We start from the raw sequence: 12,891 nt of genomic DNA on the forward strand, positions 1-12,891 counted from the left end.
GAAATCAGTTTTAGATTTTTGGCATTAGCCAGCCGGGCAATGAATTGTGTTCGGCAGGAGAAAAAAGCGTTAGGCTATCCCCAACATGTTGCCAGGTACCACCGCATTTTTTTTCTTTATCCAGGAGAGAAACGTTTAATTTATTGCGTTTTAAATAATATCCGCAAGCCAATCCGCTTTGTCCGCCACCAATGATAATGACCTTTTTAATTTCATTCATTCTGTTTTGAATCTGGATTAAATTCTATTTTAGTTTTTTAGATTACCACAGATTCACTGTTTTAAAACAAGTTTAAAACAAAAGAGAGTCTGTGATAAAATAGTTGAGTTCTCTAGTAGCGGAACATTTAAGAGGTTCCAGTTTTTGGGTCTAATTCGGGTTTTGTATAATATTTTTTTCTAAACCAAAAAGCGACGTTTACCAATGCAATTAGCGCCGGAACTTCGACCAGAGGACCAATAACGCCGGCAAATGCTTGTCCGCTGTTGATTCCAAAAACGCCAATTGCAACTGCAATAGCCAATTCAAAATTGTTTCCGGTTGCCGTAAAAGCGATTGCGGTAGATTTAGAATAATCAGCACCAAAATACTTTCCGAGAAAAAAACTGATCACAAACATTAAGGTGAAATAAATAACTAAAGGAATAGCTATCCGAACTACATCCAGGGGGATTTGCACAATTAATGCGCCCTTCAGACTAAACATTAATATTATGGTAAATAACAAGGCCACTAAAGTAATAGGAGAAATAAAAGGTATATACTTGTTTTGAAACCAAGTTTCGCCTTTGAGTTTTATAAGACCATACCGGCTGATTATTCCCAAAGCAAATGGAATTCCTAAATAAATACCTACGCTTTCTGCAATTTGACCAATACCTATCGTCACATCAAAACCGGTATAGCCAAAATACGGTGGCAAAATGGTTATGAAAACATACGCATATACGCTGTAAAGCAATACCTGAAAAATACTATTCAAAGCGATTAATCCAGCGGCATATTCTCTATTACCGTCGGCCAGATCATTCCAAACCACTACCATCGCAATGCATCGGGCTAATCCGATCAAGATGACTCCAATCATGTATTCCGGATATCCATTTAGGAAAAGTAAGGCTAATGAAAACATGAGGATTGGGCCTACCACCCAATTCAGGAACAGGGAAGCACCCAATACTTTGGTGTTTTGGAATACGTCCCCCATTTTACTATAATTCACTTTGGCTAATGGCGGATACATCATTAAGATTAAACCAATGGCGAGTGGGATATTAGTTGTTCCGCTGGAAAAAGAGTTGATAAAATTCCCACTGGAAGGGATGAAATTCCCTACAGCAACACCAAGTGCCATTGCAAGGAAGATCCAAAGGGTTAAAAATCGATCTAGGAAACCTAGTTTTTTTCTTTCTGCTGCGGGAAAACAAGTAGATGCTGACATATTTATAATTTTATTTGGGAGAAGACATAAAACATTTCGGTGGCAATCTGTAAACTTCGCTCCTGATATTTTTCGGCTTGTTGCGGAGTGTTGTCAAATGCTTTTGGATCTTCAAAAGTAATTGGGATACGTTTTTCAGCACCAGCGATAAAAGGACAGCCTCCATCTGCTTGAGAGCAAGTCATAATCGCTGCAAATTCATTTTTCGGATTAAAATCATCATCGTAGGTCTTGGAAAAACCAATAATAGGAGGCTCATTTTCTCCATATTTTATGCTGTAAATGGGATTATTTCCTGCTGTGATTGCTTTGATTTTGAATCCTGATTGTATTAAAGTTTGGGCAACCATAGGAAATAAAGCAGTTGCTTCGGTCCCACCAGAATAGCAAAATACATTTTTTATATTGAAATATGCTGCGGCTGTTTGTGCCCAAACTTGTGCCAGATGACTTCTTCTGGAATTGTGTGTGCAAATCAAATTCAATCTGATCTCTTGTTGATGGGCTACTTTTGTCTGAATAAAGTCAATTAGCGGTTGCAAAATAATTTTGCGTTCAACTGAAATATCTTCAAAACCAAAGGCAGTTATTTGTGTTTCTATTTCTGGAAACAAGTTTGTTTTGATTAATGTCATATCTTAGTTTTAAAATTAACAACAGCCACCACCAGGGGTGCAAGTATTGGTTTGACTTGGAATTTCGGATAATTTTACTTTTTGTTTTTCGGGAAGAATTCCGCATTGATCCTCTGCCAAACAAGCCGTTTGCTTGTTGATTAAGGTAAATGCTGTTCCGTTGAAACTAATGTCGTATTTCCCAATAGTTTCTGATTGGAATTCGACTTCTACTTCATAATCTTCAATGCCCAGTATTTTTTCTGAAAGCGCAATAATTTCTAAAAGTTTTTTTGGTTTTAGGCGGTGTTCAAAGTCATTGGCATCCCATAATTGAAAATTTACCACAGTTTCTTTTCTAACTTTTCCACCGCAGTCAATAAAATTTTTAGTGATCAAACCCACTTCAGTTACATGGAAATGTTCAGGAACAAAGGTTTCGTTTGGTAATACAAAAGCAACATTGTCTAATGTGATCAACTCTTTTTTAATTTCGGATAGTTTCATTATTTTTGTAATTTAAAAATTAACAGCATTGATTTTTCTTGTTTTCTAAATAAGTATTGATGTGCTGAAAAAAGCCTTTTATTTTATTAAAGCCTTCTTCGTTTAGGCAATAACAAATTGCATTTCCTTCAAAATTGCCTTTTATGAGTCCGGCATTTTTAAGTTCCTTCAGGTGCTGCGAAACCGTAGGCTGGGCTAGAGGCAGTTCGTTTACAATATCACCGCACACACAACTATCTACCTTGATGAGGTGTTGAATAATAGCAATACGTGCAGGATGGCCTATGGCTTTGGCTAAAGTTGCCAATTCGTTTTGCTCGTCTGTGAAATGGTCTGATTTAGTAATTCCCATCGTTATATATTTATATTGCAATATTACGATATAGATTTGAAATAAACAAATGATATTGATTTTTTTAAAGATAGTGTTGATTTTTAAAAGTTACCTTTAAAAATTAAAGTTCAAATACTTCTTTTGGGATGGCGTGAAACCCCACTGATCGTACTTGATCTTGAATAACACTTACAGGAATCATCTTGGAGGTGTGTATTGTAAATTCTCTAGGGAAAAGATCAGTATTCAAAAGGACGTCTATTATTCCGTCTAACTTCAGCAGACTTGCTTTAATTTCTAATAAATCTAAATCTTTGATCGCATTGGTACCAAAAATTTTACCATGATTTCCTGGAATTACATTGTCAGTGAGTATGCTCATGATTTTGTGTTTTAAATTAGTTGTTTTTAGGTATCTAAGTATTTTAAGATTAGTTGTTTATACTTTTTAAAACGGATAAACAATCATTTTTAAGTTTTAAAATGCAATAGGTTTACTAAGAAAAAATACGAATGCACCGGAACGGTTTGAAAAAGGATATCGCTACTCTAGTGTTAAATAAATTTGCGTAAGATTACGCTTTATTCACCTGTCCGATTGTTATTTTATACTGAAATAAGCAGCATGAAAGATATATTGTCGCAATTATTAAAAAGAGTTTTGTCATAGATTTGAAGGTTTAAAACGATTTTTAAAGCTAAATGACGAATTAATTTGTGTTAATCTGTGAAATCGGTAGTAAAGAAATTTAGAGTTTTAATAAAATACGATATTAAATTGTATCTATTATTTTTTAGTACATGACAAAAATATATTTTAATAAAAATTGATACAATAAATAATAATTAATCAGTAAAAACACTGAAATTTAGTATATTAAAGAATTATTACCAGATAATATTTCTAATGAGAAACATCAGTCTTGAGAGTAAAGATACAGCGTTAATTTCAGTTTTGCAAATTCATTTTAAAGTCAAACTCGATCTAGTTAGGGTCAGGGTCAAGCTTATTTGTTTATTTATAACCGCTTTTTGTCATGTAAGTAAGTCGAAAGTTTAAAAGTCGTAAAGTCAAAAGAATTAACTTTAAGTAAAACAGCTTTAAATCAGATTTTTACATGATTTTATCCTGATTTTAAAATACGACATTATACCATGGTGATTACTTATTTAAAATTGATTCAGTAGAATATTTTGATTCCGTGTCTTGTCCATTAGCTCCTGAAGGTCGAGGAAGTTACCTCGAATTAATAAGTACCACTCTGGATAATAATTTAGCTTCAAGTTGGGTAACTGCCACCGCTGACGGGCTCTTAACTCAATCCTATCACTACTATTTTGAAGATTCAGAGTATTACTCCCATCAGAGGCATTAAAGTATTAATATGTTAGGCGCTTTAGTTCAAGAGATCAAAGTAACTTTGGAAGCGGCAAGTATGGTTTTAAGTTCTTATTCTAGTGAGATGTATTTTATTACGGTCTATAATCAGGACGACATCACCCGAACAATCATAAAAAAATAAATTTAATAAATTTAATAAATAATAGGAATCATTATTAAGAAAAGTTGCGAAAAAGGTCAGATTTTCACACGGCTTTTCTTATGTTTAAGAGAATAAAATGGAGCAGTAGTTTTTCTAAAGCTTTTTTTTAGTGCTGTTTTTCTTTTGAAAATAGTTGAAAATCAGAAAGTAATTTTAAGTGCAGCCATTTAATAAGAAGGAAACTGCGGCTTATTATTATTATTAATAGGGATTGATTATTTGCTATTCAATGTTTAATCCCAAAAAAAGTGTGTATTAGTTTTATAATCAGCTAGTAGCATTCGAGAAATAATCAGTTTCAGCAGTGTACCGTTTTATAGAATCTTGGGGTGTTTTGAGTTTAAAAAAAGTTTCGGTGTGATCATAAGAGTTTATAATTAAATTTATTTTACATTTGTTCATTAAATTTCGATAAATGATAAACAATGTAAAAAATGTGTTCAGTATAAAAGATCTTGAAAATCTTTCAGGTATAAAAGCGCACACCATACGAATCTGGGAAAAAAGATACAATATTTTGCAACCCATGCGTACCGACACTAATATTAGATTGTATGATTTAGTGAGTTTGCAAAAACTGTTAAATATTACATTGTTACACGATTATGGCTATAAAATCTCAAAAATAGCAACCTATCCTCAAGAAAAAATACCCTCTTTAGTACGTGAAATAATTTCGAGCAAAACAGCAAAAAGTCATGCCATAAGTGAATTTAAAATGGCCATGATGAATTTTGATCAGGAGCTGTTTTTTAATACTTATAATTGGTTAATTGCAGAAAAATCATTTAAGGAAGTATTTCATCAAGTCTTTATACCATTAATGAATGAACTGGGATTATTATGGCAATCGGACACGATAACTCCAGCCCACGAGCATTTTATCAGCTACTTAATTAAACAAAAATTATTAGTTAACACCGAAAAACTTCAAGTTTTAAAGCAAACAAAAGTAGATAAAGTTTTTGTCCTGTCACTTCCTATGAATGAAATTCATGAATTAGGTCTGATGTACCTGAATTATGAGATTTTATTGCATGGCTACAAAACTATTTATTTAGGAGAAAGTATGCCTATTGAAAATCTGAAAGACTTGAAAAAACATTTTGATTCCATTATTTTTGTTTCCTACCTTACAGTACAACCAGAAAGATGTCAACTCGATGGATACATTCAAAAAATGTCCGATGAGTTGGTGGATGATACGACTGAATTATGGTATATTGGTCGTATGATTGAGTTTATAAAAGAAGAGGAACTTTCAGATCGAATTACTCTTTTTAGTTCAATTACTGAATTGGTAGATTGGATCTAGTTGTTTTTTGTTTAAACATTTTGTATATTTGCTAAACAAATGAAGAATATAAAAAAAATTACAATTATAGGTTCTGGATTCTCGGCTTTAGCCGCTTCCTGCTATTTAGCAAAAAGTGGTCACGATGTGACTGTATATGAGAAAAATGCAACAACCGGAGGGAGAGCACGACAATTAAAAAAAGAAGGTTTCACCTTTGATATGGGACCAAGTTGGTACTGGATGCCAGACGTATTCGATCGCTTCTTTGCTGATTTTGGAAAGAAAACCACTGATTATTACGAATTAATTAAATTAGCACCAGCCTACCGCGTGTACTATGGAATTGATGATTTTATTACCATAGCAGATAATTTAAGGGATATTACAATCGCTTTTGAAGCCATCGAAAAAGGAAGCGGCAGCCTGTTAAACGAATTTATGGCTGAGGCCAAAAGTAATTATGACATCGCCATCAAAGATTTAGTGTATCGCCCCGGGATTTCTCCACTGGAATTAATAACAGCAGAAACAGCCATGAAAGTGGGTCAGTTTTTTAGTACTATCAGTAAAGATGTTCGTAAGAAATTCAAAAACGAAAGATTGATTCAAATTCTGGAATTTCCGGTTTTATTTCTTGGAGCCAAGCCATCTGATACCCCGTCATTTTACAGTTTCATGAATTATGCTGATTTTGGTCTGGGAACTTGGCATCCTAAAACAGGAATGTTTGATGTAGTTCGGGGTATAGAAAGTTTAGCAAGAGAGTTGGGAGTGAAATTTCAAATGAATTCCAACATCGAAAAAATCATCGTAGTGCATAAAACAGCCAATTCAATTCAGGTAAATGGAGAAATCATTACCTCTGATGTAATTCTAAGCGGAGCCGATTACCATCACACGGAAACATTATTGGATATGGAGCACCGTACTTATTCTGAAAAATATTGGGACAGTCGTGTTTTTGCACCATCATCATTATTGTTTTATGTTGGTTTCAATAAAAAAATAAAAAACATTTCACATCATGCCTTATTCTTTGATGTTGATTTTTATCAGCATGCCAAAGACATTTATGATGAACCACAGTGGCCAAAAGAACCCTTATTTTATGCTAATTTTCCATCAGTGACAGATGAAACTGCAGCTCCGGAAGGAATGGAATCAGGGTTTTTTCTAATACCTTTAGCTCCCGGAATCAACGATACTGAAGCACTCCGAGAAGAATACTTTGAAAAAATAATGGATCGTTTCGAAACTTTAACACAACAAAAAGTACGCAATACTATACTATTTAAACAATCCTTTTGTAAAAATGATTTTGTATCAGAATACAATTCATACAAAGGAAATGCCTACGGAATGGCAAATACATTATTGCAAACTGCCTTTTTGAGACCTAAGTTAAAGAGCAAGAAAGTGAAAAATTTATATTTTACCGGTCAATTGACCGTACCCGGACCAGGTGTTCCACCAGCATTGATTTCCGGAAAATTAGTGTCGGAGTTAATTAACAAACAATTTTTAGCACAACAATTATGAAACAATTATTTGATGACGTATCTTTTAAATGTAGCAAATTAGTTACTAAAAACTACAGCACCTCTTTCTCTATGGCAGTTTACATGCTCTCGCCCAGTATTAGGGATGCCATTTATAGTATTTATGGTTTTGTCCGTTTTGCGGATGAAATTGTAGACACTTTTCATGGTTTTGACAAAGAAAATCTGATCACTGAGTTTGAAGATGAGTACTACAAAGCCATTGACAGAGGGATTAGTTTAAATCCTATATTAAATTCTTTTCAGCAAACGGTAAACAAATACAACATCTCTGATGATCTCATTCAGGCGTTTTTGAAAAGCATGAAATTAGATTTAATCAAATCGGATTATCACAGTAAAGCAGAGTATGATGATTACATTTATGGATCGGCTGATGTGGTGGGTCTTATGTGTCTCAAGGTTTTTGTTGCCGGAGATCACAAACGATATGAGCAACTGAAAAACGAAGCCATGCGACTGGGATCTGCGTTCCAGAAAGTGAATTTTCTTCGGGATTTAAAAGACGATAATCTTGTCCTGAACCGGAATTATTTCCCAGGAGTCGATTTAAATTCCTTCGATGAAAATGCTAAAGCGGCTATCATTAATGAAATTGAAGCAGATTTTAAAGTAGCCTATGAAGGAATTGTAAAACTTCCTATTGAAGCTAAGTTTGGCGTATACACCGCTTTTGTGTACTACAAAAAACTATTAAAAAAGCTAAAAAACACTCCGTGTCATGAAATTGGAAGTGCAAGAATCCGAGTTTCTAACTACACCAAAGCCGGATTACTGGCAAAATCTTTTGTCTCTTATAAATTGAAGTTAGTTTAAGTTACAGCTTGTTTTTAAATATTTTTTAATTAAACATAGAATAAAATGATATTTTTTTTGATATTTATAGGTACTTTTTTAATAATGGAATGTGTCACCTGGTGTACCCACAAATTCGTTATGCACGGCTCAATGTGGTACTTTCATGCCGATCATCACCAACCAAAATACACTAATGTTTTTGAACGAAACGACATTTTTTTCGTCATTTTTGCCATCCCAAGCATCCTGCTTTTCTATTATGGTGTCGAAGGAGGACTGAATTATAAATTCTTTCTCGGACTGGGAATTATGTTTTACGGCTTTTGCTATTTCATGATACATGACGTCCTAATTCACCAACGATTCAAATGGTTCAAAAACACAAACAACAAGTATTTAATAGGATTGCGAAAAGCCCATAAAGTACATCACAAACACTTAGGCAAAGAGCATGGAGAATGTTTTGGCATGCTGTTCGTTCCTTTAAAATACTACAAAATATAAATTTAATTTGGGCGTGACCCCGCTTTCACTAGTGTTACAGCGGGGTCAGGCTATCCGTTCCCGCTTTTTTATACCAGGCAAAAAAGCCAGGTATAAAAAGAGCTCCACTACTATCCCTCACGCGAACACAGTGTTCTATGAAGGCATTTATCTTTAAAACACAACCATGAAAATATACAAACAAGAAACCGTACAGCACGTGAATGCAACTGTTCAAGAATGTTGGACTTTTTTTTCCAATCCAAAAAATCTTCAAAAAATCACACCAGAAGGAATGGGTTTCCAAATCACAGATTTCGATAATAAATCTATGTATCCCGGGCAAATCATTCAATATAAAGTAACGCCACTTTTTGGGATTACCTTGTCGTGGATGACGGTAATTACACAAGTAAAGGAAAATGATTATTTTATTGATGAGCAGCGTTTTGGTCCCTATAGTTTCTGGCACCACAAACATTTCTTTGAGACCACACCAAATGGAACAAAAATGACCGATGTGGTCCATTACGGTTTGCCACTTGGTATATTGGGACGAATCATGAACACCTTAGTCGTGAAAAATAAATTGAAATCCATTTTTGCGTATCGTGTTGCAAAAGTGGACCAAATGTTTAATTCAAAGTAATGAGCAAGCAAGAAATTTCTGTTTTTTGGTTTAGACGCGATTTGCGTCTGGAAGATAACGTTGGATTGTTTCATGCTTTAAAGTCTGAATATCCGGTTATTCCGTTGTTTATTTTTGATGATTCCATCTTAGATACTTTGCCTAAAAACGACGCTCGAGTCGGTTTTATTCACGAATCACTTTCTAGAATAAATAGACAATTACAGGAAATTGAAAGTTCACTTTTGGTTAAAAAAGGAAAAACTACCGCTGTTTGGCAATTTTTATTAAAAGAATTTGATGTTAAAGAAGTCTTTTTCAACAAAGATTACGAACCGTACGCGATACAACGTGACTCTGCAATTTGTGAATTTTTAGAAACTAATAAAACCATTTCTTATTCTTTTAAAGACCAAGTCATTTTTGAAGAAAAAGAAGTTACTAAAGCAGATGGATTGCCCTACACGGTGTATACACCGTTTAAAAATAAATGGCTGGAGAAATACAAGTCAATGACTCCAGTTCAAGAATATGATACTGCTGCTTATTTTGCTAATTTCTATAAAAACAGTTTTGCTTTTCCCACTTTGGAACAAATAGGTTTCGTAGAAAGTCTTATCAAAGTAAAACCACATAACCTTAAATTCATTGCAAATTACCAAGATATAAGAGATTTCCCAGCCTTAGATAAAACTTCTTATCTTTCGCCACATCTGCGCTTTGGAACGGTAAGTATCCGGAAATTGGTCAATTGGGCATTTAATAAAAATGATGTGTTTTTAAGTGAACTAATTTGGAGAGAATTTTTCATGCAAATCTTATTTAGTTTTCCAAAAGTCGGTACGCAAAACTTCAAATCAGCCTATAATGGGATTCAGTGGCGCAATAATGAAGAAGATTTCAAGCGCTGGTGTACCGGAACAACGGGCTATCCAATGGTTGATGCCGGAATGAGGCAACTCAATGAAACCGGGTATATGCACAACAGAGTTCGCATGGTTGTCGCGAGTTTTCTCTGCAAGCATTTATTGATTCAATGGCAATGGGGTGAAGCCTATTTTGCCGAAAAATTATTGGATTATGAGATGTCTGCCAATGTTGGCAATTGGCAATGGGCTGCGGGAACAGGTTGTGATGCCGCACCATATTTCCGAGTTTTCAATCCGGAGATCCAACAAAAAAAATTCGATGAAAAAGGAACTTATATCCGCAAATGGATTAAAGAATTCGATTTAGGATACAAACAGCCAATGGTAGAACATGCAATGGCTAGAGACAGAGCTATTGCGACGTACAAAGCCGGAATTTTGAAGTGATTTATTTTATTAATTTGTTCAGCATGCCATTAAATATAAACCCGTGAAACGGCAAAACAGAATACCAATATAAATTTCCCCAAATCCCTTTTGGGAGGAAAGTAGCCGATTGGTACAGCGTATTTCCTATTATTTTGAATTCCAGCCACGCTTCACCAGGTAGCTTCATTTCGGCAAATAAGATTAATTTTCCTTCTTGTTTATTGGCATATAGTACGCGCCAAAAATCCAAAGCATCACCAGAATGAATCTCGTGTCTGTTGGTTCTTCCTCTTCTACTACCTACACCTCCGTATAATTTATCAATAAAACCTCGTAAACTCCAAAGCCAATCGCCATAATACCAACCGGAATCTCCACCAATGGACCAGATTTTATTTATAGTGTATTCTCGGTCTATGATTTCCATTTTGCGTCGGTCTATAAAGCAATCTTTTTTTGGAACCTTCAAATATTCTGACATGTTACTGTTGAAACGGCCGCTAATGAGGGAATCTTTCCAGCTCGAAGCTACTTTGTCTTCATCTACTTTTATCAAAGCACGGGAAAGTGCCTTTTTGTAGGTCATTGGCGTAACATGCAATAACTCATTGATTTTATTATCACTGCAAACAACTTCTACTTTCATGCTGCTGACCAGTGCTGAAGCCAGTCGATAAGATGTTGAGGTTACAAAATACAACCAATAGGAAGATAATTTTGGCGTCATTATAGGAACAGTAAAGATCCATCGTTTTAGCTTTTTGGCTTCTGCAAAACCCAAAAGCATCTCTTTATACGTTAAAATATCAGGTCCGCCAATATCAAAACTTTGATTATAAGTAACGGGGTTTAATAATGATTTGGATAAAAATTCAAGAACATCCGGAATTGCAATGGGCTGACATTTAGTGTTTAGCCATTTTGGAGTAATCATTATAGGCAGTTTATTGATTAAATCCCGAATTATTTCGAACGAAGCACTTCCAGAACCTACAATAATTCCTGCTCTTAGAGTAGTAGTGGGAAAAGTGCCGGTATTCAAAATTTCTTCTACTTTTTTTCGCGACGATAAATGTTTGGATAATGATTTATCGTTGATAATTCCACTCAAATAAATTACTTGTTTGGCTTTGGTTTTATTCAAGCGATGCACAAAATTTAGAGCCGATTCACTTTCCAATTCATCAAAATTAGCAGCTGAACTTGACATGGAATGAATCAGATAATACGCCGCATCAATAGTTTCTGGAATAACTGTCAATGTTTCTTGATTTAGGAAATCTACCTCAATTATGGTAACATTTTTTTGATATTCGACCGGGCAATTAAATCTGTTTTTATCTCTTACACAACAGATTATATCGTGCCCTTGTCCTGCCAATAGGGGTAAGATTCGTTTCCCGATGTAACCTGTTGCACCTGTTAAGAGAATTTTCATAAGTTTTTATATTTTGCCATCATATTGTAAAGATACTACCTTACCGCTTTAATTGATCCCATTTTAATCTTTTCAGGTTTAATTCCTCGAAGCTCTACTTCTATTTTTTTTGCCACAGATTCACAGATTAAAAAGATTTTTGAAAATCTGTGACAGTTATTTAGTTAATACCTCTGGGGCTATGCACCGAGGTAGTTTATTTTGGGTTTTGCATTTTTTTAGCCACTTTTAATCTGTTTTATTAGTTGTAAAAATTAAATTTAACTCAGTTTAGTAGAAATCAAACTAATAAATTCTCTTCTGGTTTTATTTTTTTCGAACGCACCTGTAAAAGAGGAAGTGGTGGTAACTGAGTTTTGTTTTTGAATCCCTCTCATCTGCATACACATGTGTTGCGCTTCAATTACTACCGCTACTCCAAGCGGATTCAGAGCTTCCTGAATGCAATTTTTTATCTGATCTGTCAATCGTTCCTGCACTTGCATCCTTCTGGCGAAAGCATCCACCACTCTTGGTATTTTACTCAAACCAACAATTTTACCATTAGGGATATAAGCAACATGCGCTTTTCCAAAAAACGGCAACATGTGGTGTTCACACATCGAATATACTTCAATATCTTTTACCACAATCATTTGATGGTGGTCTTCACTAAATAATGCCGATTTTAGTATTTCTAAAGGATCTAGTCCGTAACCGTGCGTAAGGTATTGCATGGCCTTGGCTACACGTTCTGGAGTTTTTTCAAGTCCTTCTCTGGTCACATCCTCTCCTAAATTACTAATAATAGTTTTATAATTTTCAGCTAACGCCTCGGTAGTTTCTGGATCATATTGCTCGACTTTCTCGTAACTTCTCATTTCTTTTATCATGGTATGCTGATTTTTAATTTTGGCTTTTTATTTGTTTTTTTAAATAAACCATCAAGAAATTCTGAAAAAGTAAAGCA

Annotated in this window: 15 protein-coding genes; 7 read left to right on the forward strand and 8 right to left on the reverse strand. The window is 34.6% G+C overall.

The window, feature by feature from the left end:
- Window positions 1-10: 10 nt before the first annotated feature.
- The 6 genes from EKL96_RS08250 to EKL96_RS08275 form a co-directional block, all read right to left on the reverse strand.
- The gene (locus EKL96_RS08250; protein WP_126460696.1) at window positions 11-220 is read right to left on the reverse strand and encodes an FAD-dependent oxidoreductase; all 210 of its coding nucleotides are present in this window, start codon (window positions 218-220) and stop codon (window positions 11-13) included.
- 127 nt (window positions 221-347) lie between these two features.
- Window positions 348-1,442: an ACR3 family arsenite efflux transporter gene (gene arsB / locus EKL96_RS08255; RefSeq protein ID WP_126460699.1), complete on the reverse strand. Its 1,095-nt coding sequence runs from the start codon at window positions 1,440-1,442 to the stop codon at window positions 348-350.
- A 2-nt stretch (window positions 1,443-1,444) separates the two neighbouring features.
- Complete coding sequence (locus EKL96_RS08260) at window positions 1,445-2,077, reverse strand: low molecular weight phosphatase family protein (protein WP_126460702.1); 633 nt, start codon at window positions 2,075-2,077, stop codon at window positions 1,445-1,447.
- Between the two features lie 15 nt (window positions 2,078-2,092).
- Window positions 2,093-2,563, reverse strand: a complete 471-nt coding sequence (locus EKL96_RS08265) for a DUF6428 family protein (protein ID WP_126460705.1) — start codon at window positions 2,561-2,563, stop codon at window positions 2,093-2,095.
- Between the two features lie 19 nt (window positions 2,564-2,582).
- Complete coding sequence (locus EKL96_RS08270) at window positions 2,583-2,915, reverse strand: ArsR/SmtB family transcription factor (protein WP_126460708.1); 333 nt, start codon at window positions 2,913-2,915, stop codon at window positions 2,583-2,585.
- A 103-nt stretch (window positions 2,916-3,018) separates the two neighbouring features.
- The gene (locus tag EKL96_RS08275; RefSeq protein WP_126460711.1) at window positions 3,019-3,279 is read right to left on the reverse strand and encodes a heavy-metal-associated domain-containing protein; all 261 of its coding nucleotides are present in this window, start codon (window positions 3,277-3,279) and stop codon (window positions 3,019-3,021) included.
- A gap of 1,003 nt (window positions 3,280-4,282) precedes the next feature.
- On the opposite strand from EKL96_RS08275, the gene EKL96_RS14195 reads away from it, so the two are divergent.
- The 7 genes from EKL96_RS14195 to EKL96_RS08305 all read left to right on the forward strand — a co-directional run bounded on the left by EKL96_RS14195 (window position 4,283) and on the right by EKL96_RS08305 (window position 10,522).
- On the forward strand, window positions 4,283-4,420 hold the full coding sequence (locus EKL96_RS14195) for a hypothetical protein (RefSeq protein WP_158614851.1): 138 nt from the start codon (window positions 4,283-4,285) through the stop codon (window positions 4,418-4,420).
- A 436-nt stretch (window positions 4,421-4,856) separates the two neighbouring features.
- A complete protein-coding gene (locus EKL96_RS08280) occupies window positions 4,857-5,756 on the forward strand; it encodes a MerR family transcriptional regulator (RefSeq protein ID WP_197037229.1) in 900 nt (299 codons plus the stop codon).
- A gap of 39 nt (window positions 5,757-5,795) precedes the next feature.
- Entirely contained in the window at window positions 5,796-7,277 is a 1,482-nt protein-coding gene (locus EKL96_RS08285) for a phytoene desaturase family protein (RefSeq protein ID WP_126460714.1), read from the forward strand.
- Window positions 7,274-8,113, forward strand: coding sequence for a phytoene/squalene synthase family protein (locus EKL96_RS08290; RefSeq protein WP_126460717.1), 840 nt, complete (start codon window positions 7,274-7,276; stop codon window positions 8,111-8,113). The genes EKL96_RS08285 and EKL96_RS08290 overlap by 4 nt, the downstream gene beginning before the upstream one ends.
- A gap of 45 nt (window positions 8,114-8,158) precedes the next feature.
- Window positions 8,159-8,599, forward strand: coding sequence for a sterol desaturase family protein (locus EKL96_RS08295; protein WP_126460720.1), 441 nt, complete (start codon window positions 8,159-8,161; stop codon window positions 8,597-8,599).
- 166 nt (window positions 8,600-8,765) lie between these two features.
- On the forward strand, window positions 8,766-9,227 hold the full coding sequence (locus tag EKL96_RS08300; RefSeq protein WP_126460723.1) for an SRPBCC family protein: 462 nt from the start codon (window positions 8,766-8,768) through the stop codon (window positions 9,225-9,227).
- Window positions 9,227-10,522: a cryptochrome/photolyase family protein gene (locus EKL96_RS08305; protein ID WP_126460726.1), complete on the forward strand. Its 1,296-nt coding sequence runs from the start codon at window positions 9,227-9,229 to the stop codon at window positions 10,520-10,522. Before EKL96_RS08300 ends, EKL96_RS08305 begins: the two co-directional genes overlap by 1 nt.
- A gap of 1 nt (window position 10,523) precedes the next feature.
- Here the strand turns inward: EKL96_RS08305 and EKL96_RS08310 are convergent, their stop codons facing one another.
- Window positions 10,524-11,942: an SDR family oxidoreductase gene (locus EKL96_RS08310; protein WP_126460729.1), complete on the reverse strand. Its 1,419-nt coding sequence runs from the start codon at window positions 11,940-11,942 to the stop codon at window positions 10,524-10,526.
- A gap of 260 nt (window positions 11,943-12,202) precedes the next feature.
- Entirely contained in the window at window positions 12,203-12,814 is a 612-nt protein-coding gene (folE, locus tag EKL96_RS08315) for a GTP cyclohydrolase I FolE (protein WP_233579281.1), read from the reverse strand.
- Window positions 12,815-12,891: the final 77 nt, after the last annotated feature.

It is taken from the genome of Flavobacterium sp. LS1R10, from assembly GCF_003968825.1.
Lineage (GTDB): Bacteria > Bacteroidota > Bacteroidia > Flavobacteriales > Flavobacteriaceae > Flavobacterium.

Bases quoted from the DNA above. Each gene is read 5' to 3' on its own strand.
- EKL96_RS08310 (WP_126460729.1), bottom strand. From the start codon at position 11,942: ATGAAAATTCTCTTAACAGGTGCAACAGGTTACATCGGGAAACGAATC.
- EKL96_RS08250 (WP_126460696.1), bottom strand. From the start codon at position 220: ATGAATGAAATTAAAAAGGTCATTATCATTGGTGGCGGACAAAGCGGA.
- EKL96_RS08270 (WP_126460708.1), bottom strand. From the start codon at position 2,915: ATGGGAATTACTAAATCAGACCATTTCACAGACGAGCAAAACGAATTG.
- arsB (WP_126460699.1), bottom strand. From the start codon at position 1,442: ATGTCAGCATCTACTTGTTTTCCCGCAGCAGAAAGAAAAAAACTAGGT.
- folE (WP_233579281.1), bottom strand. From the start codon at position 12,814: ATGATAAAAGAAATGAGAAGTTACGAGAAAGTCGAGCAATATGATCCA.
- EKL96_RS08300 (WP_126460723.1), top strand. From the start codon at position 8,766: ATGAAAATATACAAACAAGAAACCGTACAGCACGTGAATGCAACTGTT.
- EKL96_RS08280 (WP_197037229.1), top strand. From the start codon at position 4,857: ATGATAAACAATGTAAAAAATGTGTTCAGTATAAAAGATCTTGAAAAT.
- EKL96_RS08265 (WP_126460705.1), bottom strand. From the start codon at position 2,563: ATGAAACTATCCGAAATTAAAAAAGAGTTGATCACATTAGACAATGTT.
- EKL96_RS14195 (WP_158614851.1), top strand. From the start codon at position 4,283: ATGTTAGGCGCTTTAGTTCAAGAGATCAAAGTAACTTTGGAAGCGGCA.
- EKL96_RS08260 (WP_126460702.1), bottom strand. From the start codon at position 2,077: ATGACATTAATCAAAACAAACTTGTTTCCAGAAATAGAAACACAAATA.
- EKL96_RS08275 (WP_126460711.1), bottom strand. From the start codon at position 3,279: ATGAGCATACTCACTGACAATGTAATTCCAGGAAATCATGGTAAAATT.
- EKL96_RS08290 (WP_126460717.1), top strand. From the start codon at position 7,274: ATGAAACAATTATTTGATGACGTATCTTTTAAATGTAGCAAATTAGTT.
- EKL96_RS08285 (WP_126460714.1), top strand. From the start codon at position 5,796: ATGAAGAATATAAAAAAAATTACAATTATAGGTTCTGGATTCTCGGCT.
- EKL96_RS08305 (WP_126460726.1), top strand. From the start codon at position 9,227: ATGAGCAAGCAAGAAATTTCTGTTTTTTGGTTTAGACGCGATTTGCGT.
- EKL96_RS08295 (WP_126460720.1), top strand. From the start codon at position 8,159: ATGATATTTTTTTTGATATTTATAGGTACTTTTTTAATAATGGAATGT.